This is a genomic window from Streptomyces sp. NBC_00442 (assembly GCF_036014195.1).
GTDB lineage: Bacteria > Actinomycetota > Actinomycetes > Streptomycetales > Streptomycetaceae > Streptomyces.
In genome coordinates this window covers 2,542,431-2,567,560 of record NZ_CP107918.1, presented here as the reverse complement: position 1 = coordinate 2,567,560, position 25,130 = coordinate 2,542,431, and the positions used below count along the sequence as shown (strand labels likewise).

Sequence of the window (25,130 nt, the reverse complement as noted above, 5' to 3'; positions counted from 1 at the left end):
GGTGTGGCTTCGCTTGTTCGAGGGCATAACCCTCCCAGGTCGACGCCCGGCCCACGGGCGTCGGATCTCAGTGGGTGGCCGCAACGCCACCCGCCCGGGAGGCCCTTTGCACCAGGACGACCGCGCATCGCGCGCGGGCGACGTGGAGGGCCGGAGCTCGGCCCGCGCAGCGCGGTCGAAGCCCGGTCCCCGTTTCCGCGACGCCGTCGCACCTCGTTCTCATGCGCCTCTTACGAGGGGGTACGTCCTTCCGTGGTGACCAGCACAAAGCGCCGCATGCCCGACCGGCGCACCTACGTCCTCGACACCAGCGTCCTGCTGGCCGACCCCAACGCGATGACCCGGTTCGAGGAGCACGAAGTGGTGCTCCCCATCGTCGTGGTCACGGAGCTGGAGGCAAAGAGGCACCATCCCGAGCTCGGCTACTTCGCCCGGCAGGCCCTGCGCCTGCTCGACGACTTCCGGGTCCGGTACGGACGCCTCGACGCCCCCATCCCCATGGGGGAGCTCGGCGGCACCCTCCGTGTCGAGCTGAACCATTCCGATCCCGGCGTACTGCCCGCCGGCTACAGGTTGGGGGACAACGACTCCCGGATCCTCGCCGTCGCCCGGAACCTCCAGGCGGAGGGATACGACGTCACCGTCGTGTCGAAGGACCTGCCGCTGCGGATCAAGGCGTCGTCGGTGGGGCTGCTCGCGGAGGAGTACCGCGCGGAACTGGCCATCACCGACTCCGGCTGGAACGGCATGGCCGAACTGCCGCTCAGCGGCGAACAGGTCGATCTGCTCTTCGAGGAGGAGACGCTCTACGTACCCGAGGCGGCCGAGCTTCCCGTCCACACCGGCCTCGTGCTGCTCTCCGAGCGCGGCAAGGCGCTCGGCCGGGTCTCGCCGGACGGCAACGTCAAGCTCGTGCGGGGCGATCGCGAGGCGTTCGGCATCCACGGCCGCAGCGCCGAGCAGCGCATCGCGCTCGACCTGCTGCTCGACCCCGAGATCGGGATCATCTCGATGGGCGGCCGGGCCGGTACGGGCAAGTCGGCGCTCGCGCTCTGCGCGGGCCTGGAAGCGGTCCTGGAGCGCAGGCAGCACAAGAAGGTGATGGTCTTCCGGCCGCTGTACGCGGTGGGCGGCCAGGAACTCGGCTACCTGCCGGGGTCCGAGGCCGAGAAGATGGGCCCCTGGGCCCAGGCCGTCTTCGACACGCTGTCCGCGGTGACGAGCCGTGAGGTCATCGAGGAGGTCACCTCGCGCGGCATGCTCGAAGTCCTGCCGCTCACCCACATCCGGGGGCGTTCCCTGCACGACGCCTTCGTGATCGTGGACGAGGCGCAGTCGCTGGAACGGAACGTCCTGCTGACCGTTCTGTCCAGGATCGGGGCCAACTCGCGGGTGGTGCTCACCCATGACGTGGCCCAGCGCGACAACTTGAGGGTCGGCCGGTACGACGGTGTCGTGGCGGTCGTCGAAAAGCTCAAGGGGCACCCGCTGTTCGCGCATGTCACCCTCACCCGGTCCGAGCGCTCGCAGATCGCCGCCCTGGTGACCGAAATGCTGGAGGACGTCTCCATCTGAGGCTGTACGCACCAGTTGGCGCCGCCGGGCAAGCGCAGCAGCTTAGCCGGGCGGCGCCTTCATGTGCGGGTGATCGGGGCTAATTCGAGGGGTGAACGCGGTGTGAGGTTTCCCACGCGATCGGGAATTGCTTCGCGGTGCCGGCTTCCGGCAGAGTCTTGCATCCGTCAGGCCCCGCATACGGCACCCTTGTATCCGGGTACCCCGGTACCCACGCAACTCAATAGCTGAGCCGTATGCCGCCCGCGTATCACGCGGCACTTCCCGCAAGGGAGTTGCCCACCGGGTCAGATCCTCCCGTGACCCAGCAGTTGGGAGGAGAGAGCCAGGGGCACGATTGCGTCCGCGAGGTCACCCGTGCGGGCGCTGCTGGAAGGAAACCGTGTGAGCCGGATCTCGGTCCGGGGGTTCGCGGTGGCGTCTGCCACTGCGGTTACCACCGTTGGCGCCGTCGTCGGCGTTGCCGCAGGCAGCCCCGCCGCCGCCTCGAACGACAACTTCGAGGCCACCGCCGCCGATTCGACGCTCCTGGCGGACATCCCCGCAGGACAGCAGGCGCAGGTTCAGACCGCGTCCCTGACGCAGCAGGCCGACGCGCAGTCCGCCCAGGCCAGTGCCGCGGCCAAGAAGTCCGCCGAGGAGACCGCGCGCGTTCAGGCCGCGCAGGACGCCAAGGCCAAGAAGGACGCCGCGGACAAGGAGAAGGCCGACAAGGCCGAAAAGGACGCCAAGGCCCGCGAACTGCAGACCGAGGAGGCGGCAAGCCGTTCCGCCGACCGGACCGACTTCGCGGTCAAGAGCTCCTACTCGATCTCCGAGATCCAGTCGATCGCCCGGCAGATAGTGCCGGCGGGCCAGTTCCAGTGCTTCAGCCACATCGTGAACAACGAGTCGAGCTGGAACTACACGGCGACGAACTCGGGTTCGGGCGCCTACGGCCTCGTCCAGGCGCTGCCCGGCTCCAAGATGAGCTCCGTGGGTTCCGACTGGCGGACCAACCCGGCCACGCAGATCAAGTGGGGTCTCAACTACATGAACGACCGCTACGGCAGCCCCTGCGGCGCCTGGTCGTACTGGCAGTCCCACAGCTGGTACTAGAGATCGTTCGGTAGGCCGGCCCGGCACAGAAACAGCCCGGGACCGCTCAACCTTCCGGAGCCCCGCACCGTCCTTCGGTGCGGGGCTCCGTCCGTGTACGGTCAGCTGCACGGTTCGGGGGTAGGCGGTGGGGAGACTCAACTGCGGGGACAAGGGAAACGGCGGGATCATGTCGAGAGTGCCCAGTTTGCTCGGACGGCTCGGCGCCGGTCTCACGCGGATGGGGGAGCGCCTTGAGGAGCGCCGGGCGGAGGCGGAAGCCGACACCGGGCCCGACTCGGTGATCCCCGAACCCGTGCCGACCGACCCCGCGCCGTCCCACGCCCGGCCGTCCGGTCCTCGGCCGTCGCCTCCCGGCCCTTCGGCCGTCCCGCCTTCCGCTCCCGTGCAGGCCGGCCCCGCCCCGGACCCGGTGGCCGAAGGGGCCGATGCGTCGGCCGGGCCCGACGCGTCGGACGAGCAGGCCCCCGAACACGTACCGCCGCCGCCCTCGTACGCGCCAGCGGTCGCCGCCCGGCCCGATCCGGTCGACGCCGTGCCGTGGAGCATGCGGGTCGCGGCCGCCGTCGGCTGGCGGCTGCTCGTGCTGGCCGGGGCCATCTACGTACTGACGCAGATCATCAGCGCGGTCAGCCTGGTGGTCCTGGCGTTCGTCGCGGCGCTGCTGATCACAGCGCTGCTCCAGCCGACCGTGGCGCGGCTCAAGCGCATGGGGCTGCCGAGGGGCCTGGCCACCGCGGTCACCGCGATCTCCGGGTTCGTCATCATGGGCCTCGTCGGCTGGTTCGTGGTGTGGCAGGTCATGGACAACCTCGACGACCTGTCGAGCAAGGTGCGGGCCGGCATCGAGGAGCTCAAGCGCTGGGCGCTGAACAGCCCCTTCCACGTCACCGAGGACCAGATCAACCAGATCGCCAAGAACCTCAGCGACACCATCGGGGCCAACACCAACGAGATCACCTCGGCCGGGCTCCAAGGCGTGACGGTCCTCGTCGAGGTGCTCACCGGCATACTGCTCGCGATGTTCTCGACGCTGTTCCTGCTGTACGACGGCCCGAAGATCTGGCAGTGGGTCCTCAACCTGGTCCCGGCGGCGGCCCGGCCGGGCGTCGCGGGCGCGGGCCCCAAGGCCTGGCGCACCCTCACCGCCTATGTGCGCGGCACGGTGATAGTGGCCCTGATCGACGCGATCTGCATCGGCATCGGCATCTACTTCCTGGGCGTGCCCATGGCGGTGCCGCTCGCCGTGTTCATCTTCCTGTTCGCCTTCATCCCGCTGGTCGGCGCGGTCGTCTCGGGCGCGCTCGCCGTGGTGGTCGCCCTGGTCACCGACGGGGTGTTCAACGCCCTGATGGTGCTGCTCGTGGTCCTGGCCGTGCAGCAGATCGAGGGCCACGTGCTTCAGCCCTTCATCCTGGGCCGCGCGGTGCGGGTGCACCCGCTCGCCGTGGTCCTCTCGGTGGCTGCGGGCGGCTTGGTGGGCGGCATCGGCGGCGCCGTCGTCGCGGTCCCGCTGGTCGCGGTCACCAACACGGTGGTCGGCTACCTGCGCAAGTACGCCCGCGACAACGCCCTGCGCAGCGCCCAGGCCGTCGAGGGCCCGCCGGCCGCGCCGGTGCCCGCCGCGACCGGAGGCGAGCGGGAGTAGGCGGCCGGTCCCCGTACGGCCGCCGCGTCAGGCTCTCAGGAACGCCAGTACCGCCAGGACCCGGCGATGACCTTCCGTGTACACCGGCAGATCGAGTTTGGTGAAGATGCTGCCGATGTGCTTGTTGATGGCGGCTTCGCTGACGAACAGGTGCGCCGCGAGGTTGGCGTTGGACCTCCCCTCCGCCATCAGGCTCAGCACTTCCTTCTCCCGGGCGCTGAGCCGCTCCAGCGGGTCGGGGCGCAGACTGACGAGCTGGTGGATCACCTCGGGATCCACCACGGTCCCGCCGGTCGCGACGCGTTCGAGGGCCGTCATGAAGTCGGCGACCGCGCCGACCCGTTCCTTCAGCAGGTAGCCCACCCCGGCGCCGCCGCACGAGTCGAGCAGCCGGACGGCGTACGACCGCTCGACGTACTGGCTGAGCACGAGGACCGGCAGCCCCCTCGTGCGCCTCGCGCAGGGCGACGGCCGCACGCAGCCCGTCGTCGGCGTTCGCGGGCGGCATCCGTACGTCCGTGATCACCAGGTCCGGCCGGTCCCGGTGGACGGCCTCGACGAGCGCGTCGGCGTCGCCCACCGCGGCGAGCGTCTCGTGCCCGAACCGCTGGAGCAGACCGATCAAACCCTCACGCAGCAGGACCGCGTCCTCCGCGACGATCACCCGAAGTGGCATGGAATCTCCACGTGCAGAAGGGTCGGGCCGCCCGGCGGGCTGGACACCCGCATCCGGCCGTCCAGGGCGGTCAGCCGGTCGGCCAGGCCGGTCAGGCCCGTGCCGGAGGCCGGATCCGCGCCGCCGAGCCCGTCGTCCCGTATCTCCAGGACCAAGAGGTCTGAGTGGTAGCGGCCGTGCACGGTGGCGTTCCGGGCGCCGCTGTGTCGCGCGATATTGGTCATGGCCTCGTTGATCAGGAAGTACACGCCGGTCTCCACCTGCCGTGGAAGCCGTCCCGGCAGCCGGAGATCGACGGTGACGGGAATGGGGAAACGGCCCGCATGGTCCTCGACCGCGGCGACCAGGCCGTGATCCGCGAGGACCGGTGGATTGAGCCCGCGGATCAGGCCGCGCAACTCCTGGTGTGCGACCGAGAGCTGATGCTCGGCTTCGGTGAGCTGGGCGGTGAGAGGGGACCCTTCGGGGATGTCGAGGCGCATCAGACCGAGCGTCATGCCGAGCGCGACCAGCCGTTGTTGCGCGCCGTCGTGCAGGTCGCGTTCGATGCGTACGCGCTCCGCGTCGAAGGAGTCGATGAGCCGGGCCCGCGACGCGTGCACCTCCCGCAGCGACTCGCCGAGCTCGCCGTCGCGGGGGGCGAGGAAGGTCCGGGCGAGCGCCGCGCGCGCACCGGCCCACGATGTCACGGTGTACGGCGAGGCCAGCAGCACCACGGCGCCGAAGACCGCCCACGGCCAGCTGCTCCGGTCGGCCGACGCGAAGGTCAGCGCGGGCAGACCGAAGGAGAAGGCGAGCACCAGCAGGTCGAGCCACCACAGCGCCGCCGCGGAGATGAGCGTGAAGAGCAGCTCGCGCCAGGTGACCTGTTCGGTCAGACGGGCCGACACCCAGGCGCGCGGACCGGGCTCCGCCACGCTCCGGTGCGGGTTCGCCATCGCGTCGAGGTCGATGAGCCGCAGCCGGCGCCGCTCGACCGCCGCCACGGTGATCGAGGACAGGACGACGCCGACCAGGGGCGCCGCGCCGACCAGAACCACCAGCAGGACGAGCCCGGCCACGAGTCCGGTCACGAACACCGCGACGGCCGCGGCGCCGACCACGACACCGGTGGCCAGATAGGCCAGGGACCGCCATGGCCAACTGGAGGTCAGGAAGCTCAGCGGACGCTGAGCCATCGCCTGCCAAGCCGTTCTGGGACGCATGGGGCCAACGGTATGTCAGGCGCTCGCTCCCCCGCGGTAGAGCTGGCTCTACTCCTGAAGTAGTGCGCGGATCAATGTGGTTGACCTGGCCGGTCCGCTGAAGTCGACCCCGTGACCACTACCAGGCAGACATCCACGGCGGACGCGGTTCAGTTGCTGAGCGTCCGGAAGATCTACGGGACCGGAGACCGCTCGGTCGCCGCGCTGGACGGCGTCTCCATCGGGTTTCCGCGCGGGACGTTCACCGCCATCATGGGCCCGTCCGGCTCCGGCAAGTCCACGCTGTTGCAGTGTGCGGCCGGCCTGGACCGGCCCACCGAGGGACGGGTGATGCTGGCCGGCGTCGACATCGGCCAGGAGAGCGAGAAGAGGCGCACCGAACTGCGGCGCGACCACATCGGGTTCGTGTTCCAGGCGTTCAACTTGGTCGAATCGCTCACCGCGGCGCAGAACGTGGAGCTTCCGTCCCGGTTCGCCGGGCGCGGAGTCGGCCGGGAGCAGGTCGGTGCCGCGCTCGCCGCGGTCGGGCTCGCGGAGCGGGCCGGCCATCGGCCCAGCGAGTTGTCCGGCGGCCAGCAGCAGCGCGTCGCGCTCGCCCGCGCCCTCGTCACGCGGCCGGACGTCCTGTTCGCCGACGAGCCCACCGGAGCCCTGGACACCACCACCTCGCGTGAGGTGCTGCGGATGATGCGCCTCCTGGTCGACAAGGAGGGCCAGACCACGCTCATGGTCACCCACGACCCGGTGGCCGCCGTGTTCGCCGACGTGGTCGTGTTCCTCAAGGACGGCCGCATCGCGGACCGGATCGGCCTGGGCCGTGACGTGGACGGCGGCAACGCGGCCTCGATCGCCGCGCACATGACGGGCCTGGAGGCGTGATGCTGGTCTTCGCGAACGTCCGTGAACGCTGGACCGGCTTTCTGGCGGCCTTCGTCGCCGTGCTCGTCGGCGTGGCACTCATCACCACCACCCTGATCATCTACGACTCCTCCCGCCCCCGGGTCCAGTCCCGCCTCTCGGCCGCCGCCGCGCTCGCCCTCCCCCGTCAGGCGGTCGACCAGGACCGGACTCCGCAGGACCGGGTGCCGTGGAGCGCCGACGAGGCCCGGCCGCTGATCGACGGGCTGAGCGCGGTGCCGGGAGTGGCCTCCGTGGTGGCGGACCGCTCGTTCTACGCGCAGGCGTTCCTCGACGGCGAGCCGGCCGAGGACGAAGGAGCGCTGGTGGCGGGCCACGGCTGGTCGAGCACACGCCTCGCCCCGTACCGACTCGTCACCGGGCGGCCGCCGGCCGCGGCCGACGAGGTCGTCGTGGCCGGGGGACTCGGCGTGACCGCGGGCGAGAAGCTCACGGTCAACATCGCCAAGGGGCGTACCGCGTTCCGCGTGGTCGGCACCGTCGACGGGCCGGGCTACTACTTCACCGACGGCTTCGCCGCGACGCAGCAGCCGGGCGTCGGCGCCATCGCGGTCCTCGCCGCCAAGGGCGCGTCCGCCGGTGACATCACGGCGGGCGCCGAGAACGTCGTCGGCGACCGGGGCGCCGTGGTCAGCGGGGAGGGGCGCTCCGCGCTCCAGCCCGCATATGTGGAGCACAAGCGGTTCCTCGGCACGCAGCTCATCGGAGCGATGGCGACGCTCGCCCTGTTCACCACGGTGTTCGTCGTCGCGTCCATGCTGGCCCTCGCGACCGGGCTGCGGTGCCGGGAGATCGGCCTGCTGCGCACGATCGGCGCGTCCGCGCGCCAGGTGCGCCGCATGATCCTGGGCGAGGCGGCCCTCATGGGTCTGCTGGGCTCGCTGGCCGGCTGCCTGGCGGGCATCGCCGCCGCGCCCCTGCTCCGCGGCATTGTGCAGGGCCTCGGCGTGACGCCGCCGGAACTCACCGTGCGGGTGGCGATGTGGCCGCTGTTCACGGCGGCCACGATCGGCGTCGGCATCAGCGTCCTGGCCGCCGCGTCGGCCTGCCGCACGGCCGCGCGGGTGGCGCCGGTCGAGGCCCTCCTGGAGAGCAGGACGAGCCGGACGATGACCCGTGCCCGCTGGGTCGGCGGCCTCACCGTGCTCGGCCTCGGCGGGGCGCTCACGATCGGCACCGCAACGGTCGGCGCCGATACGCGGATCAACGTGGCGATCTTCGCGACCATGGCGCTCATCGTGGCGGCGGCGCTGCTCGCCCCGGTGTTCGCCGGACCCGTGGGCCGGGCGCTCACGGCCCCGTTCAAGCGGTCCGGGTCGGCCGCTCTGCTTCTGGTGCGGGCCGAGCTGGGCTCCCACCCCCGCCGGGCCGCGGCACTCGCGGCCCCCGTCATCGCCGCGGTCGGCTTCGCCGTCCTGCTCAGCGGCATGGTGGAGACGATGCGCGTGGCGTACCCGGCGGGCGACGCGCTCAAGCTCGCAGGGCAGGTCATCGTCACGCCGGACAAGACCCCGGGCAACACCGACGAGGTGGTCGCCGCCAACCCGGTGGGCAGGGCCGCGCTGCCGACCCGGGCCTTCGTCCGCGGCAAGGACGGCACGCTCACCGTCATCGACGCGCTCGGCTCGCGCGACGCCCGCTGGGACAGACCGGGCCAGGCGGTGCTCGGCGAGAGGATGGCCAACTTCCTGGGCGTACGGGCCGGTGACGCGTACGCGGTGAGGTTCGCCGACGGTGCCACGGTGACGGTGCGCATCGCTCGGGTCCTGCCCGAGGATCCCGCCCGGGGAGACTTCGTGATGGCGCGTCAGCTGGTGCGGGAGCACGACCCGGCGGCGCTCACCGACGACATCTTCGTGCCGGGGAAGGCGAAGCCCGCCTCGGTCGTGCCCGGCACGACGGTGCACGACGCGGTGCGGTTCGCGCTCGACGACTACGCCACCGACTCGAAGCTGACCGACAGCCTTGCCGCCATGCTGATCGTCATCGCCGTCGGCTACAGCGGGATCGCCGTGGCCAACAGCATGGCCATGACCGCGCACAGCCGGCGCCGCGACTTCGCCGTCATGAACTCGGTCGGCGGCACGGTACGACAGCTCCTGCTGTGCTCCGTCGTCGAGACGGCCCTCGTCGTCGCCGTCGGCGCCGCCCTCGGCGTCCTGGTCTCGCTCGGCCCGCTGGCCGGCATGGCATCCGGCCTGTCCCAGGCGACCTCCGCGCGGGTCGGGCTGCACCTGAACCTGTCCGCGATCGCCGCGGTGATCCTCGGCTCCCTCGTCCTTGCGGTCACGGCGAACGTGGCCGTCACCTGGCGGACCCTGCGCGCGGGAAGCGCGACGACCCCGCGCCGGCCAGATCCGGCCGGCACGCCCGGCCCGTGATCGCCGAGCGCGCACGGGCATGCGGAAGGGCCCCGCCGGTGAACCACCGGCGGGACCCTTCTCGTTGCTTCGTGTTACTCGGTGCGCGGCCTACTGGGCCAGCGCGGCCTCGGAGTCGAGGGTGACGCCCACGGCCTGGACCACCGCGGCGATCTTGAAGGCTTCCTGGATCGTCTCGCGGTCGACACCGGCCTTGCGCAGCACCTGCTCGTGCGAGTCGAGGCACTGGCCGCAGCCGTTCACCGCGGAGACGGCGAGCGACCACAGCTCGAAGTCGACCTTCTCCACGCCCGGGTTGCCGATGACGTTCATCCGCAGACCGGCCCGCAGCGTGCCGTACTCCGGGTCGGAGAGCAGGTGGCGGGTGCGGTAGAAGACGTTGTTCATCGCCATGACGGCGGCGGCCGCCTTGGCCGCCGTGTACGCCTCGGGCGACAGGTTGGCCTTGGCCTCCGGCTCCAGCTCACGCAGCACGATCGGGCTGCGCGAGGCGATGGCGGTGGCGAGCACCGTGCCCCACAGCTGCTGGGCCGGAAGCTCGGAGTTGCCGATGACCGAGCCGAGGTTCAGCTTCAGGTCCTTGGCGTAGTCCGGTACGGCGGACTTCAGCGCGTCGAGGGACATGGGTCACTCACCGGCCAGGAGGGCGACCGGGTCGAGGGTGGTCTCGCCCTTGGTCCAGTTGCACGGGCACAGCTCGTCGGTCTGCAGGGCGTCGAGGACCCGCAGGACCTCCTTGGGGTTACGGCCCACGGAACCGGCGGTCACCATCGTGAACTGGATCTCGTTGTTCGGGTCGACGATGAAGACGGCGCGCTGCGCGAAGCCGTCCTCGCCCTCGATGCCGAGGTCGCGCATGAGCTCGTGCTTGGAGTCGGCCAGCATCGGGAACGGCAGGTCGGTGAGGTCCGGGTGGTCCTTGCGCCAGGCGTGGTGCACGAACTCGGAGTCACCGGAGAAGCCGAGGATCTGGGCGTCACGGTCGGCGAACTCGTCGTTCAGCTTGCCGAAGGCGGCGATCTCGGTCGGGCAGACGAAGGTGAAGTCCTTGGGCCACGCGAAGACCACACGCCACTTGCCCTCGTAGGTCTTGTGGTCGATCTGCTGGAACTCGTTGCCGCTCTCCAGCGACACACAGGCAGTCAGGTCGTACGTGGGGAACTGGTCACCAACAGTGAGCACGCGCTCTCCTTGCAGAACGAGGAAGTCCGAATCGAGCGGATTCGGGAAGCTTCCTGCGGGGTTGGACGGATTGCCGATCCTGGCACAGGCGTTATTGATCAGGGAAATAGCTAGACTGGGTCACCGTGATCGGAGGTGCCTATCAGTGGCCATGAGTAATAGGGGCATGAACACCCGGGCCAAGCAGCCCAGCCTCGCCCAGCTGCGGGCGTTCGCCGCCGTCGCGGAGCACCTGCACTTCCGCGACGCGGCCGCCGCGATCGGAATGAGCCAGCCCGCCCTGTCCGGCGCGGTCTCGGCCCTGGAGGAGGCGCTCGGGGTCCAGCTCCTGGAGCGCACGACCCGCAAAGTGCTGCTCTCCGCGGCGGGCGAGCGGCTCGCGGTGCGAGCCAAGGCGGTGCTCGACGCGGTCGGCGGGCTGATGGAGGAGGCCGAGGCGGTACGGGCCCCGTTCACCGGAGTGCTCAGGCTCGGCGTGATCCCGACCGTCGCGCCCTATCTGCTGCCCGCCGTGCTGCGCCTCGTCCACGAGCGCTACCCGGAGCTCGACCTCCAGGTCCACGAGGAGCAGACGTCCTCACTGCTGGAAGGGCTCGCCGCCGGGCGGCTCGACCTGCTCCTGCTCGCCGTGCCGCTCGGCGTGCCCGGGGTCAGTGAACTCCCCTTGTTCGACGAGGACTTCGTACTCGTCACACCGCAGGACCACTGGCTCGGCGGTCGCAGCGGGATCCCGCGCGAGGCGCTGCGCGAGCTGCGTCTGCTGCTCCTTGACGAGGGGCACTGCCTGCGCGACCAGGCGCTCGACATATGCCGGGAGGCCGGGCGCACCGACGGGGCGCCGGTGACGACGACCGCGGCGGGACTTTCCACCCTGGTGCAGCTGGTGGCGGGCGGACTCGGCGTGACGCTGCTGCCCCGTACCGCCGTCGAGATCGAGACCGGCCGCAACGACCGCCTGGTCACCGGGTACTTCGCCGAGCCCGCGCCCTCGCGCACGATCGCCCTGGCGATGCGGACGGGTGCCGCGCGCCAGGGCGAGTTCGAGGAGTTCGCGGCGGCCCTGCGCGGGGCGCTGCGCGACCTTCCGGTGCGGGTGTCGACGTAGGCCCGGGGGCCCGGGGGCCCGGAACGGCCCGGAACGGCCCGGAGCGGGCCGAGTGGGCCGCGCGGGCTCGCTGCCCGAACTCCCGCTGTTCACAGGGGAGTTCGGGGTTCGGCCCGCTTCGTGCGGGCTATTCCGTGCGCAGGCCCTCCGGCCGCATCAGCCGCCACAGTGGCGGCAGGGACAGGGCCGTGACGAGCAGGACCACGCCCGCGCCGATGCCCACCATCGACACCGCCGGGACCCAGTCCACGCTCACCGGGCGGCCCACCATCCGCAGCAGCACCGAGCCGAGCCCGAGACCCACCACCGCCGCGAGTGCCAGACCCAGTGCCACCGGCACCGCGGTCTGCCACAGGACCGACAGGCTCAGCGTGGAGCGCCGGGTGCCGAAGGCGACCAGCGCGGACAGCAGCTTCTTGCGTTCGCGCAGCTGCTCCAGCATCGACACCAGCAGACTCGCGCCGATCAGCATCAGGACCGCCGCGGCCCCGATGTAGAGGCCCTTGCGGATACCGGCGAACCGGGCCGAGGTCTGGACGTCGTTCAAGGAGCGCGCCGCGGTGAGCGGGTCGGCCTTGGCGGCCCGGTTCAGCACCCGCTCCTTGGCGAGGTTGTCGCCCGGAGCGGTCGAGACGAACACCGTGGAGTGGATCGGCAGGCTCACCCCCTGCGGCAGCGCGCCCGGCGTGACCAACAGGCCGGGGCGGCGCTGGCCCATGGGATCGGGGCGGGACGCCGCCTCGCGGGTGGCCGCGGGAACGGTCCAGCGGGCCGCCACGCCCTTGGTGTCGGAGCCGCCGTTGGCCGGGTCGAGGTAGATCGTGCTGCCCGGGGGCGTGGCGAACTCGGGAGCCCATGCGCCGCCGGTCGCGATGAAGGTGTCGCCGTCCTTGCAGGACGGCAGGGTGGCGGCCTGACGCAGATCGTCGCAGCCGCCGACGGTGACGGGAATGTAGTGCTGCGGCTCCTTGGCCTTCTCGCCGGCGTCCAGTGAGCCGAGGACCGCCGCGCCCGTCACGCCGGCGACGCTCTTCAGCGAACCGACCTCACGGGCCAGCTGGCCGGGCGTGGAGTCGCCGAGCGGAATGTACAGCTGGGCGCGGCTGGTGTCCTCGCCGCTCGACTTCACGTAGTCGCCCTCGACCGCACCGAACAGCATCTGCAGCGCGATCGCGCCGGCCACCGCGACCGCGATGCCGTTCACCATGCGGGCCGCCGAACCGGACGTCAACTGGAGCCTGCGGACGGCCAGTTGCCAGCCGACGGAACCGCCGCCGAGCCTGCGTACGACCGCCTCCACCAGCCAGGGGAGCAGCGCGGTCACGCCGATGAGCAGCAGGACCGTGCCGCCGATCACCTGGACCTGGTTGAAGGTCCCGCGGTCGCGGCCGTGGCCCATCAGCGGGACGAGCAGGCCGAGCCCGGCCAGCGGCGGCAGCAACCGCCACCACATGCGCCGCCTGCGCGGCACCGAGGTGCGCACCACGCCGAGGGGCTCCACGACCACCGAGCGCATCGCGAACAGGGTCACCGCGACCGCCGACGCGGGCACCGCCAGGGCCACGCCCACCGCGAGCAGCGGGCTCGGATCGAGGTCGGCGGGGAAGACGTTGAGCCCCGCGATCGAGATGTCGCCCACGTACTGGCGGCCGATCACGAAGAACAGGGCGCCGACCACGACGCCGACCACGGCTCCCGCCAGTGCCTCGCCGGCCGCCATCCAGCGCGTCATCCGCCGGTCGGCGCCCGCCAGGCGCAGCGCCGCGAGCCGTCGGTCGCGCCGGTCGCCGCCGAAACGTACGGCGGCCGCGATGAACACGCCGACCGGCATGAGCAGCACCACGAAGATGATCACGATGAGCAGTGCGAGGACCGGGTCGAGCTTCTGCTGCGGCGCCGCGTCGACGAACGCCTTGACCCGCAGCACCTCGGCGCGGTCGCTCACGACCGCCTTGCGCGCCGCGAGCAGGTCGCTGCCCGCGTAGTAGGCGAGTTCGTGCGGGCCCATCAGGCCCTTGTCGGCGATCGTCGAGGTGATCGTGTACGGGAGGCGTTCGCGCAGCAGCGCGCCCTCGGACGAGGCGAGCAGATCGCGCAGGGCCGGCGAGACGGCCATGGCGCCGGGTGCCGGAAGCGCCGAGACGCCCGGCGGCAGCGGAGCCCGGGGGCCCTCCGGCTGGACCAGCCGGCCCCGTACGTCGGCGCCCTGGAACTGTGTGTCGACGCGGCCGATCAGCAACGTGTCGGCGGCGGGGCCGCTGTTGACCGAAGCCCCGTAGTCGTTACGGGCGTCGTCGCGCGCGGTACGGGCGTTCAGGGCGCCGGGCAGAGCGGTGGTGCCGAGCAGCAGCGCGACGCCGAGACCCACGCCGACCGCCGTGAGCAGGGTGCGCGTCCAGCCCTCGCGGCCTCCCGCCAGGGCGAACCGGGCGCCGAACGCGAGGTCGCGCAGCAGGCTCATGCGGAGTGCTCCAGCATCATGTCGCGGGACTTTCCGTCGCGGACGACGATCTCGCGGTCCGAGTAGGCGGCGACCCGCGCCTCGTGGGTGACCAGGACGACCGCGGCGTTGGTGGAGCGGGCCGCCTCGGTGAGCAGCTGCATCACGCGCTCGCCGTTGAGGGAGTCGAGCGCGCCGGTCGGCTCGTCGGCGAACACGACGCGGGGCCGGGTCACGAGCGAGCGGGCCACGGCCACCCGCTGGCCCTGACCGCCGGACACCTCGCCGGGGCGCTTGTTCCCGAGGTCGGCGACCTCCAGGCGCTCCATCCACTCCAGGGACCTGCGCTCGGCCTCCTTGCGCTTGACGCCGGTCAGACGCAGCGGCAGCGCCACGTTCTCCACACACGTCAACTCGGGAACCAGCTGGCCGAATTGGAAGACGAAGCCGAACTCGGTGCGGCGCAGCGCGCTGCGCTCGGCGTCCGGCATCGCGGACAGCTCGCGGCCGTCGTAGTGGATCGTGCCCGAGTCCGGGGTGACGATCCCGGCGAGGCAGTGCAGCAGCGTCGACTTGCCGGAGCCGGACGGGCCCATCACCGCGACGACCTCGCCGGGGTGGATGGAGAACGCCGCGCCGTCGAGGGCCGGGGTGGAGCCGTAGACCTTGTGCAGGTCCTGGGCGACGAGCAGGGAGCCGGCGGGCGTCATGGGCGTACCTCCGAGGCGAGCTGGACGAGACGGGCGGCGGTCAGTTCGAGCCACCGCAGATCGGCTTCCAGGTGGAACAGGGCGTGGTCGCAGATCAGTTGGTCGGTGAGGTCGCCGTGGCGCTTGCGGTCGGTGAGCACGCGCATCAGGCGCAGGTGCTCGGCGCGCTGGGTGTCCAGGACGTCGCCCGCGTCGCGGCCGGTCAGCAGCGCGAGGACGACCTTGGTGTAGAGGGTCGACTGGAGGTAGGGCTCGGGCTTCTCGGGCTGCCTGATCCACGTCTCGACGTCGGTGACGCCGGCCTCGGTGATGGCGTACCGCTTGCGCTCGGGACCGCCGCCGGCCTCCACTCCGTCGACCTCGACGAGGCCGTTCTTCAGGAGCCGGGACATCGTCGAGTAGACCTGCCCGTAGTGCAGGGGCCGGTCGTGCCCGAACTTCTCGTCGAAGGCGCGCTTCAGGTCGTACCCATGACGGGGTCCCGACTCGAGGAGCCCGAGGAGGGTGTGGCCGATGGACATGGGATGTTCCTTCCTTATCAACGTCAACTGCCGCGATGAACAAAGGGGTTGGGGGAAAGTCATTCGGTGCGCAGGCCGTCCGGGCGCATCTGGCGCCACAGGACCGGCAGGCTCAGCAGGGTCACCGCGAGGATCGCCGCGGCGCCGGCCCCGGCGAGCGGCAGGAAGAGCCACCAGCCGGTGACCGTCTTGCCGATGATCCGCAGCATGAGCGCTCCGAGCGCGGTGCCGCCCGCCACGGCGAGCACCATCCCGAGGAGCACCGGCAGCGCGGTCTGCCACAGGACGGATCCGGCGAGCGTGGAGCGCCGGGTGCCGAAGGCGACCAGGGCCGCGAGCAGGCGTCTGCGCTCGCGCAGTTGCTCCACCTGCGAGACGAGCATGCCGGCCGCGATCAGGCCGAGCGTGGCGAGCGACGCGGCCTGGAGCCCGGTCTGGATCCCGGCGTACTGCCGGTCGCGCTCGATGGTGCGCACGGTCGCGACGCGCAGCAGCGGGGAGAGGCCGGCCGCGGTGTTGCGGATGTGCTCGGCGGCGTCCGGTACCCGCTGGTCGACGGTGAGCATCGCGGAGGTGCGGGCCCCCGAGGTGAGCAGCGAGACGTCCATCGCGCCGGGTGTGACGAAGATGCCCTCCCGGACCTGGCCGGTGGGGTCGGGGCGCCCCGCGACGGTGCGGGTGGCGGCGGGCAGCGTCCACAGCTTCGGCGGGACACCGTCCTCGTCCGACGCGGTGTTGACGGGCTCACCCGGCCGGGCCGTGCGGTCCACCCAGGCCGCCCGCTCGGGATCGGACGGGTGCACCACGAAGGTGTCGCCGTCCTCGCACGCATCGATGCGGGCCAGCTCGCGCAGGGTCGCGCAGTCGCCGAGGGTCAACTGGGTGGTGGGCCGGATGTCGTCGGGAGCGACCGGTCCCGGCCGCGTCACATAACTGTCGACGGAGCCGATCACCTTGCTCACGCCCGGCGTCCCGCGGAACGCCCCGCTCATGCGCGCGGCGAGCGCGGCGTCGGGATGGTCGACGAGCACCGTGTACTGGGCGCGGCTCGCGTCCGCGCCCGTCACCTCGTTGAAGTCGTCGTGGATGCCGACGAAGAACATCTGGAGCGCCACCGAACCGGCGACCGCCACGGTGATCCCGCCGACCGCACGCGAGGCGGCGCCGCTTCTCAACTGGAGCCGCCGCACGGCCAGTTGCCAGGACGGCGCGCCGCCGCGCAGCAGACCCACCACCGCCTCCACCAGCCAGGGCAGCAGCGTGATGAGACCGACGAGGACCAGGGTCGCGCCCGCGGCGATGACCACGGGGCCCAGCGCGTCCAGCAGCCGGACCACGATGCCGGGAGACGCCGCCGACCCCGGCGCCGTGCGCGCGTCCGGGCTCTGGGACACCAGGAGCAGCACCACGCCGAGGCCGGGCATCGCGAGGCGCCACCACAGCCTGCGGCGCCGGGTGCGTCCGCCCCGTACGACACCGAGGGGCTCGACGGTCACCGAACGCATCGCGGCCAGGGTCACGCCGACCGCGAGGGCCGGCACCGCGACGGCGACCAGCAGCGCGAGCCAGGGCAGCGGCCTCAGGTCGCCGGGGAAGAAGCCGAAGCTCCACAGGCCGAGGGGGCCGATGAGTTCGGCGAGGCCGAGGAAGAGCAGGGCGCCGACGGCGAGGCCGAGCACGGCTCCGGTCAGCGCCTCGCCGCCGGCGATCCAGCGGGTGGTGCGGGCGTCGGCGCCGACCAGACGCAGGGCCGCGAGCCGCCGGTCGCGGCGCTCGCCGCCGAACCGTACGGCCGTCGCGATGAAGAGGGCGACGGGCATCAGCAGGACGACACAGCTCAGGACGACGAGCACGACCAGCATCGGATCGAGCGGCTGCGTCTCGCCGACCTCGCCGAAGCCCGCCGACGAGAAGGCGCCGGCGTCGGTGGAAAGGGCCGCGTCGCCCGCGTAGTAGTAGAGCTCCGAGGGCTCGACGAGGCCCGCGTCCCCGATCGTCGCGGTGATCCTGTACGGGAGCCGCGGGCGCAGCAGTTCACCCTCGGGGGATGCCAGCAGATCGCGCAGGGCGGGGGAGACGGCCATGGTGCCGGCGGCGGGCATCGAGGTGAGGCCGGGCGGCAGCACCGGGTCGGCGTCGGCCGGGCGCAGCACCTTCCCGCCGATGGTGTCGTCGCGGTACTCGGTGTCGGCGACGGCATAGAGGAGCGAGACCCCGCGGTGTGCGGCGTTCCGGTCGGAGTCGGCCGCGTAGGGCTGCCGGTCGTGGATGCGGTCCGCCCGCGCGTCGCCCAGGTGCGGCACGGAGGCGGCGCCGAGGAGCAGGGCGACACCGAGTCCGGCACCGACCGCGGTCAGCAGGGTGCGGACCCAGCCCTCGCGGCCGCCGCCGACGGCGAACCGGATGCCGAGGCCCAGATCGTGGAGGCGTCGCTTCATGAGGCAGCACTATACGCACGAGGTATACCTCCTGTGTATACCCGGGGTGCATAGCGCCGCGAAGCTCTGTCATTACGGGACATAAAGGGGCGGTGTCCGGAACTCTCGCAACCCTTGGGACGATTCGATCGTCGGTTCCCATGGGGCAGGTGCTGATTCTCACGTACGGAAAAGACGTGATCGGATCCGCTATGTCCATAGGTGCGGTGTTAGTTTTCTGAGCTGATCTGGCGAGTCCGGTGAGTCTGGTTGAGTCATATGAAGGCGAGCGACTGAGGTTATGGGCCGAGCGGAAGAGCGGCGCGCCCGGCAGGGCGGGGCGCGCCGGGGCAAACAGAAGGTGAAGAAGAAGGGCATACGCCGGTTCTTCACCTGGAAGAAGCTGCTCGGCGCCTTCTTCGGACTCTGCCTCCTCGCGATGGGCGCGTTCTACGCCATCTACCTGATGGTGCAGATCCCCAAGGACAACGCCGACGCCCACCTCGAGAGCAACGTCTACAAGCTCTCCAACGGCCAGGTGCTCGCCCGCACCGGCACGGTCAACCGGGAGAACGTCGACCTCGACCAGGTCCCGCCGTCGATCCAGCACAGCTTCGTCGCCCTGGAGAACAAGACGTTCTACGAGGACAAGGGCGTCGACTTCAAGGGCACCACCCGCGGCATCCTCAAGACCCTGATGGGCAAGGGCGCCCAGGGCGGCTCGACGATCACCCAGCAGTACGTCAAGAACAACTACCTGACGCAGGAGCAGACGGTCAGCCGCAAGCTGAAGGAGATCGTGATCTCCCTCAAGGTGGACCAGCGCTACAGCAAGGACGAGATCCTCGCCGGGTACATGAACACCAGCTACTACGGCCGGAACGCCTATGGCATCCAGGCCGCGGCGCAGGCGTACTACGGCAAGGACGTCTCCAAGCTGACGCTGTCGGAGGGCACCTACCTCGCGGCGCTGCTCCAGGCCCCCAGCCAGTACGACTGGCAGACGGCGGGACCGGTGGGCAAGCAGCTGGTGGAGGGCCGCTGGAACAAGGCCCTCGACAACATGGTCGAGAAGAAGTGGCTGACCCCGGAGGATCGCAAGAACACGCAGTTCGAGCCGCCCATGGACGCCAAGGTCGCGCCGGGCATGGGGGGGCAGACCGGTTACTTGATCGATGCCGCCAATGCCGAGTTGGACGACAATGGCCTCAGCCGAGCCCTGCTGGCCCGCGGCGGCTGGACGATCACGCTCAACATCGACCCCGCCAAGCAGAAGCTCCTGGAGAGCGCGGTCAAGGAGAAGCTCACCGACAAGCTCGACCCGAAGAAGCGCAAGGTCGACGCCGACCTCCAGGCCGGCGCGGCGTCGGTGGACCCGAAGACGGGCTCGGTGGTCGCCCTCTACGGCGGCCAGGACTACCCCAAGCACCAGCTCAGCAATGCCACCAACGAGACCTACCAGCCCGCCTCGACCTTCAAGCCGGTCATCCTCGCGGCCGCCCTCAACCAGGGCGCCGAGACACAGGACGGCCAGCCGATCAAGGCGAACACGGTCTATGACGGCAAGAACAGGCGGCCGGTCAAGGGCAGCAAGATCGCCTTCGCCCCGCCGAACGAGGACGACGTCAGCTACGGCCCCGTCAGCGTCCAGGTCGCGATGAACAAGTCGATCAACTCCGTCTTCGCGCAGATGGGCGTCGACGCCGACCTGTCCAAGGTGCGCGACACCGCCGTGGAGATGGGCATGACGTCCATCAAGGGCAAGGCCCCCGTACCCTCCATGACCCTCGGCTCCCTCGGCGCGAGCCCGCTCCAGATGGCGGCCGTGTACGCCACGCTCGACAACCACGGCAAGAAGGTCACGCCGTCGATCGTGAAGACGGCCGTGCACAAGGACCACAAGTACGACAAGCCCGACCCGATCGGCAGCCAGGTCATCAGCAGGGACGCGGCCGACGCCGTCACCTCGGTGCTCACCGGCGTGGTCGACGACGGTACGGCCAAACTGTCGGTGGCCGACGCCGACAACCGTGACGGCAAGCAGGTCGCGGGCAAGACCGGTACCTCCGACGACAACAAGTCGGCGTGGTTCACCGGCTACACCCCGGACCTGGTCACTTCGGTCGGGATGTGGGGCGAGGCAGCCACCCCGCGCGTCGTGAAGGTCGACGGCAAGGACGTCCACATTCCCAAGGGCGGTCAGGTCACGATGCTCAACGGCGCCGGCGAGGACGGCCGTGTCAACGGTGGTTCCGTGCCGGCCCGCATATGGGCCGCGTACACCTTCGACGCGGTCAAGAACGGCGCCGACAAGTTCGACCTGGACACCGACCAGGGCGCGGCCAAGGAGCCCGCCTACACGCCGTCGAAGTCGCCGAGCGCCACGGTGTCGAAATCGCCCAGTGCCACGGTGTCGAAGTCGCCCAGTGCCACGGTGTCGAAGTCGCCCAGCGGCACCCCGTCGAAGTCGCCCAGCGGCACGCCGAGCGGGACGAGTTCGCACCGTCCCACGAAGTCGACGTCGCCGACGCCGACGAATTCGGGCGGGCCGAGTCTGCCGGACGATCCGTTCGACCCGGCCAACCCCAACTGACACGACGTACGGCGGCCCCCGCCCCGGTTTCCCGGGGCGGGGGCCGCCGTACGTCGTGGGCGGCCGCCCACGCCCCCTCAGGGGCGGGTGGGCAGCTCGAACCAGACCACCTTGCCGCCGGAGAGGCGGGTCGCGCCCCAGCGGCGGGCGAGGCGGTTGACGAGGAACAGGCCGCGGCCGCCCTCGTCGGTCTCGCGGGCCCGCCGCTGGCGCGGCAGTTGCGGCGAGTCGTCGCCGACCTCGCAGCGCAGGACGTCGGTCTTGAGCAGCCGCAGCGTGACCGGCCGCTCGGCGTAGCGCACCGCGTTGGTGACGACCTCGCTCACCAGGAGCTCCACCGAGTCGGTCAGCTCCTCAAGACCCCAGCGCTCGAGGGCCCTGCGGGCGAGGCGCCGGGCCCGGCCGGGCGCGGTCTCCTCCGGGTCGAGGAACCAGTACGCCACATCGCTCGGCGCGATCCCGTCGAAGCGGGCGGCGAGCAGCGCGATGTCGTCGTCGCGGTCGCCGGGGCCGAGCATGTCGAGCACGTCGTCGCAGAGCGCTTCGAGCGGCGGAGAGTGGTCGGGGCCGGTCAACTGGGCGGTGGCGGCGAGCCGTTCGCGCAGCTGCTCGATGCCGGTCCACACGTCGCGCAGCCGCGACTCGACCAGGCCGTCGGTGTAGAGGAGCAGAGTGGCGCCCGCGGGTGCGTCCAGCTCGACCGCCTCGAAGTCGACCCCGCCGACCCCGATCGGAGCGCCCGGCGGCACCCGCAGGACCTCGGCGCGGCCGCCGAGGTGCAGCAGGACCGGTGGCGGGTGGCCGGCGTTGGCGATGGTGATGCGATGCGCGACCGGGTCGTACACCGCGTACAGACAGGTCGCCATGCGGTCGGTGCCGAGCCGCTGGGCCTGCTCGTCGAGGTGGTGCAGGACCTCGGCGGGCGGCAGGTCGAGGCCGGCCAGCGTCTGGGCGGTGGTGCGCAGTTGTCCCATGATCGCGGCGGACGTCATCGAGTGGCCCATGACGTCACCGACGACGAGGGCGACGCGGCTGCCGGGCAGCGGGATCGCGTCGTACCAGTCGCCGCCGACCCGGGCCGTCTCGGCCGCCGGGAGGTAGCGCGAGGCGAGCCGCACGCCGGTGGGCTGGGGGAGACTGTCGGGCAGCATGGTGCGCTGGAGCTCGTCGGCGATGTACGCCTCGCGTCCGTAGAGCACCGCCTTGTCGATGCCGAGCGCGGTGTGGGTGGCCAACTGGGCTGCCACCAGAAGGTCGTTGGCCTCGAAAGCGGGCCGTTCGGGGCCGCGCACGAAGACGGCGGCGCCGATCACCCGGCGACGGCCGCGGAGCGGGGCGAGTATCGCCCGACGCCCGCCGGGCACCGTACGGTCGGGGCCGAGCAGCTCGGCCAGCGCCGCGCGGGCGGCGGGGGACTCCGCGAAGACCGGGCGCACCCCGCGCAGGACCTCGTTGAGCTCGCCTCCGGTGCGCACCTCGCACAGCTCGGACGCGGGGGTGAGGTCGGGGCCTGCGCCGCCGAGCACCGTGAGGCCCTCGGCCTCCGCGCTCTCGCTCAGCGCCTCGTCTACTAAACGCAGCCGGTCGGTGCGGCGAAGGCGCAGCACGAACGGGGTCGCCGGGCGCTCGTCGCCGACCGGCAGCGGGTCGCGCAGATGGACCAGGATGGCGTCGGAGAACGTCGGCACGGTGGCCCGGCACAGGCCGAGCACGATCTCGTCGAGGTCTATGCCGCGCGCGATGCGGCGGGTCGCGGCCCCCACGAATCGCAGCCGGTCGCCCTCGCGCCGCGCCACGTCGGCGCCGTCGGCGGAAACCGCGGCGCCGGACCCGCCGCCCGAGAGGCCTTCACCGGATGCGTCGACGCCGGGCGCGCCGGCTCCTTGCGCGCCGACCCCGGGCACGGCCGATGCGGCCGCCGCGTCCCGGCCGCCGCGCTCGGGCTGGCCCGGCACGGAGGCGGTCACGCCGCCGCTCCGGTCGCCCGCGCGGGCGTTGAGCCGGCCGCGCCGGCCGGGGCCGCGCGCGGCGTCCTGGCCCTCGGGCGCGGCGGCATGAGCGCCTCCGTGCCCGGCGCGCGGGTCGGCGCCCGCCGCCGCGGCGGCCGATGGGTCTGCATGAGGCCTCCCCTGCTCCTCAAGAGCGTGAGGAAGGGTCTGCTCGGAGGGCCGGGCGCGTTCCTTGTGCCGGCTCTCGTGCGAGGTGGGCTGGGGCTCCGTCACGCGTCGGGTTCCGTCCGTCCGGGATGAGACATCCGCCCTGCCGCGAGCGGCGGCAGTGGAAGCGGCATCGGCGGGGCAGGGGCGCGCGAAGCGGTCGCCTCACGCGCGGCTCCCTCCCCCAGGTCCTTGGGGTGCGGGGCAGATCCCGTCCGGGCGGCAGCGACACCGGGCATGCTCCACCCCCCTGTGGTGACATACGGTCAATTCTTGCACCGGTACCGCCGATTGGTGCGGGTCGACCCTGCACGGCCCCGCGGAGGACGATCCTACGTTTGAACCCCGGGGGCGCATCAAGGGTCTCACGACGTCATGTGCGCCGGAGTGCGATCCCAGTCCACCGGGAGCGCGGGCACGGGCCACAGCGGATCCGGGCGCCAGGCCTCCCAGCCGTCCGAGAACGGCCGGCCCCACGCCCCGATCACCTCGACCGCGGCGTGCCCGGCCGCCCGGACCCGCCGCGCCTGCTCGTCGTCGATCAGGCCCACCCGCTGGGCCTGGGCGAACTCGTCCTCGTCCAGCCAGCGCCAACTGCGGTCCGGGTGGACCGAGATGTCGAGGAAGTGGTCCGTGGAGTCGATGCCCCCCGACCAGCGCGCGCGGGGCTCCTCCAGGTTCACGTACCAGTTCTTGAAACGCCAGCCCCGCTCCCAGAACAGCCACACCGACCAGGGCTCGCCGGGGCGGGCCAGCTTCAGCACGCCGGTGCCGAACCACTGGGAACGCTCCGTGGTGCGCGGCGCGGTGTAGCGGGTGGCCAGCGGTTCCTGGTACAGCGGTCGGCCGTCCGCGAGCACCGGACGCACGCACCGCGTGCCGGGCGCCATCCACACCGCGAGCAGCTCGTCGGTGTCCTGCACGACCGTGACCGGACGGCAGATGTGCACCCGCCGCTTCCCGCCGGGGGCATGGTCGCGATAGCGCCAGAGGATCTGGTCCCCCGGCGCCCAGTGTGGGGTGCCGCCTCCTGTGCCTGCCATGTGCAGATATTACGGAGTGAGGTCAAGACCCCGCTGCGACGTGGATCACGACATGCTCAGGGCCGGGTCATCCGCAGCACGTCGAGCGCCTCGTCGAGCTGCTCGACCGTCAGGTCGCCGCGCTCGACGTACCCCGATTCGAGGACGACCTCACGGATCGTCCTGCGCTCGGCGAGGGACTTCTTGGCGACCTTGGCGGCCTCCTCGTACCCGATGTACTTGTTGAGCGGGGTGACCACCGACGGCGAGGACTCGGCGTATTCGCGGGCCCTTTCCACATGTGCGGTGATGCCGTCGACGGTGCGGTCGGCCAGCAGCCGTGTGACGTTGGCGAGCAGCCGCACCGATTCCAGGAGGTTCTTGGCGATCACCGGCAGCATCACGTTGAGCTCGAAGTTGCCTGCCGCGCCCGCCGTCGCCACGGTCGCGTCGTTGCCGATCACCTGCGCCGCGACCATGAGAACGGCCTCCGGAATGACCGGATTGACCTTTCCGGGCATGATCGACGAGCCCGGCTGGAGGTCGGGAAGGCTGATCTCGGCCAATCCTGTGCGCGGCCCCGAGGCCATCCAGCGCAGGTCGTTGGAGATCTTCGTGAGCGAGACCGCGATGGTGCGCAGCTGCCCGCTGGTCTCCACCAGGCCGTCGCGCGCGCCCTGCGCCTCGAAGTGGTCCCGGGCCTCGGTGAGCGGAAGCCCGGTGGTGCGCGCGACCTCGGCGATCACGGCCGCCGAGAAGCCGTGCGGGGTGTTGATGCCGGTGCCCACCGCGGTGCCGCCGAGCGGGAGTTCGGCCAGGCGGGGCAGGGCGGAGCGCAGCCGCTCGACGCCGTAGCGCACCTGCGCCGCGTACCCGCCGAACTCCTGGCCGAGGGTGACCGGGGTGGCGTCCATCAGATGCGTACGCCCCGACTTGACGACGTCCGCGAACTCGGACGACTTGCGTTCAAGGGCGGTCGCAAGGTGGTCGAGCGCGGGGATCAGATCGCCCGTGACGGCGGCGGTCGCGGCGATGTGGATGGAGGAGGGGAAGACGTCGTTGGAGGACTGCGAGGCGTTCACGTGGTCGTTGGGGTGGACGTCGCGGCCCAGCTTCTCGGTGGCCAGGGTGGCCACGACCTCGTTCATGTTCATGTTCGACGAGGTGCCGGATCCGGTCTGGAAGACATCGACCGGAAAGTGCTCGTCCCAGCGGCCCTCCGCGACCTCGCCGGCCGCCTCCTGGACGGCGCCCGCGATGTCCTTGTCGACCACCCCGAGCTCGGCGTTGACCTTGGCGGCGGCCGCCTTGATACGGGCCAGCGCCTCGATGTGGGCGCGTTCCAGGCGCTGCCCGGAGACGGGGAAGTTCTCCACCGCCCGCTGGGTCTGGGCCCGCCACTTGGCGTGCGCGGGGACCCGCACCTCGCCCATCGAATCGTGCTCGGTCCGGTACTCGCTGTCGTTCATGGGATGGAACCTCC

At 71.5% G+C, this 25,130-nt stretch carries 17 protein-coding genes and 1 pseudogene; 7 read left to right on the top strand and 11 right to left on the bottom strand.

Annotation, left to right across the window (positions count from 1 at the left end; translation table 11 throughout):
- Positions 1 to 252 precede the first annotated feature (252 nt).
- The 3 genes from OG432_RS11380 to OG432_RS11370 all read left to right on the top strand — a co-directional run bounded on the left by OG432_RS11380 (position 253) and on the right by OG432_RS11370 (position 4,321).
- Positions 253 to 1,575, top strand: coding sequence for a PhoH family protein (locus tag OG432_RS11380; protein ID WP_328310394.1), 1,323 nt, complete (start codon positions 253 to 255; stop codon positions 1,573 to 1,575).
- Between the two features lie 384 nt (positions 1,576 to 1,959).
- Positions 1,960 to 2,673, top strand: coding sequence for a transglycosylase SLT domain-containing protein (locus OG432_RS11375; RefSeq protein WP_328310392.1), 714 nt, complete (start codon positions 1,960 to 1,962; stop codon positions 2,671 to 2,673).
- Between the two features lie 169 nt (positions 2,674 to 2,842).
- Positions 2,843 to 4,321 carry an AI-2E family transporter gene (locus tag OG432_RS11370; protein ID WP_328310389.1) on the top strand — a complete coding sequence of 493 codons (1,479 nt, stop codon included), beginning with the start codon at positions 2,843 to 2,845 and terminating at the stop codon, positions 4,319 to 4,321.
- A gap of 27 nt (positions 4,322 to 4,348) precedes the next feature.
- Here the strand turns inward: OG432_RS11370 and OG432_RS11365 are convergent.
- Both OG432_RS11365 and OG432_RS11360 read right to left on the bottom strand, forming a co-directional pair.
- Positions 4,349 to 4,997: pseudogene (locus tag OG432_RS11365) on the bottom strand (response regulator).
- Positions 4,982 to 6,202: a sensor histidine kinase gene (locus OG432_RS11360; protein ID WP_328310387.1), complete on the bottom strand. Its 1,221-nt coding sequence runs from the start codon at positions 6,200 to 6,202 to the stop codon at positions 4,982 to 4,984. Before OG432_RS11360 ends, OG432_RS11365 begins: the two are co-directional and overlap by 16 nt.
- A gap of 111 nt (positions 6,203 to 6,313) precedes the next feature.
- Here OG432_RS11360 and OG432_RS11355 point away from each other — a divergent pair, with 111 nt between their 5' ends.
- Positions 6,314 to 7,081, top strand: coding sequence for an ABC transporter ATP-binding protein (locus OG432_RS11355; protein ID WP_328310385.1), 768 nt, complete (start codon positions 6,314 to 6,316; stop codon positions 7,079 to 7,081).
- Positions 7,081 to 9,501, top strand: coding sequence for an ABC transporter permease (locus OG432_RS11350; protein WP_328310383.1), 2,421 nt, complete (start codon positions 7,081 to 7,083; stop codon positions 9,499 to 9,501). The genes OG432_RS11355 and OG432_RS11350 overlap by 1 nt, the downstream gene beginning before the upstream one ends.
- A gap of 90 nt (positions 9,502 to 9,591) precedes the next feature.
- Here OG432_RS11350 and OG432_RS11345 read toward each other — a convergent pair whose 3' ends face one another.
- The gene (locus OG432_RS11345) at positions 9,592 to 10,125 is read right to left on the bottom strand and encodes an alkyl hydroperoxide reductase (protein WP_161251190.1); all 534 of its coding nucleotides are present in this window, start codon (positions 10,123 to 10,125) and stop codon (positions 9,592 to 9,594) included.
- A gap of 3 nt (positions 10,126 to 10,128) precedes the next feature.
- A complete protein-coding gene (locus OG432_RS11340) occupies positions 10,129 to 10,683 on the bottom strand; it encodes a peroxiredoxin (RefSeq protein WP_328310379.1) in 555 nt (184 codons plus the stop codon).
- Positions 10,684 to 10,849: 166 nt separating this feature from the next.
- Between OG432_RS11340 and OG432_RS11335 the strand changes: the two genes are divergently transcribed.
- A complete protein-coding gene (locus OG432_RS11335) occupies positions 10,850 to 11,788 on the top strand; it encodes a LysR substrate-binding domain-containing protein (RefSeq protein WP_328310377.1) in 939 nt (312 codons plus the stop codon).
- Positions 11,789 to 11,915: 127 nt separating this feature from the next.
- Here the strand turns inward: OG432_RS11335 and OG432_RS11330 are convergent, their stop codons facing one another.
- Genes OG432_RS11330 through OG432_RS11315 form a run of 4 tightly spaced genes read right to left on the bottom strand, consistent with a single transcriptional unit; the run spans position 11,916 to position 17,897 of the window.
- On the bottom strand, positions 11,916 to 14,249 hold the full coding sequence (locus OG432_RS11330) for an FtsX-like permease family protein (RefSeq protein ID WP_328310375.1): 2,334 nt from the start codon (positions 14,247 to 14,249) through the stop codon (positions 11,916 to 11,918).
- Complete coding sequence (locus OG432_RS11325; RefSeq protein WP_328310373.1) at positions 14,246 to 14,938, bottom strand: ABC transporter ATP-binding protein; 693 nt, start codon at positions 14,936 to 14,938, stop codon at positions 14,246 to 14,248. The genes OG432_RS11330 and OG432_RS11325 overlap by 4 nt, the downstream gene beginning before the upstream one ends.
- On the bottom strand, positions 14,935 to 15,459 hold the full coding sequence (locus tag OG432_RS11320) for a PadR family transcriptional regulator (protein WP_328310371.1): 525 nt from the start codon (positions 15,457 to 15,459) through the stop codon (positions 14,935 to 14,937). The genes OG432_RS11325 and OG432_RS11320 overlap by 4 nt, the downstream gene beginning before the upstream one ends.
- Positions 15,460 to 15,518: 59 nt before the next feature.
- Entirely contained in the window at positions 15,519 to 17,897 is a 2,379-nt protein-coding gene (locus OG432_RS11315; protein ID WP_328310369.1) for an ABC transporter permease, read from the bottom strand.
- Between the two features lie 280 nt (positions 17,898 to 18,177).
- Between OG432_RS11315 and OG432_RS11310 the strand changes: the two genes are divergently transcribed.
- The gene (locus OG432_RS11310) at positions 18,178 to 20,469 is read left to right on the top strand and encodes a transglycosylase domain-containing protein (protein ID WP_328310367.1); all 2,292 of its coding nucleotides are present in this window, start codon (positions 18,178 to 18,180) and stop codon (positions 20,467 to 20,469) included.
- Positions 20,470 to 20,546: 77 nt separating this feature from the next.
- On the opposite strand, the gene OG432_RS11305 is transcribed toward OG432_RS11310, so the two are convergent.
- From OG432_RS11305 to OG432_RS11295, 3 genes are all read right to left on the bottom strand, one after another.
- Positions 20,547 to 22,691, bottom strand: coding sequence for an ATP-binding SpoIIE family protein phosphatase (locus tag OG432_RS11305; RefSeq protein WP_328310365.1), 2,145 nt, complete (start codon positions 22,689 to 22,691; stop codon positions 20,547 to 20,549).
- A gap of 299 nt (positions 22,692 to 22,990) precedes the next feature.
- Entirely contained in the window at positions 22,991 to 23,668 is a 678-nt protein-coding gene (gene fomD, locus OG432_RS11300; RefSeq protein ID WP_328310363.1) for a cytidylyl-2-hydroxypropylphosphonate hydrolase, read from the bottom strand.
- A 56-nt stretch (positions 23,669 to 23,724) separates the two neighbouring features.
- The gene (locus OG432_RS11295; protein ID WP_328310361.1) at positions 23,725 to 25,116 is read right to left on the bottom strand and encodes a class II fumarate hydratase; all 1,392 of its coding nucleotides are present in this window, start codon (positions 25,114 to 25,116) and stop codon (positions 23,725 to 23,727) included.
- Between the last annotated feature and the right edge of the window lie 14 nt (positions 25,117 to 25,130).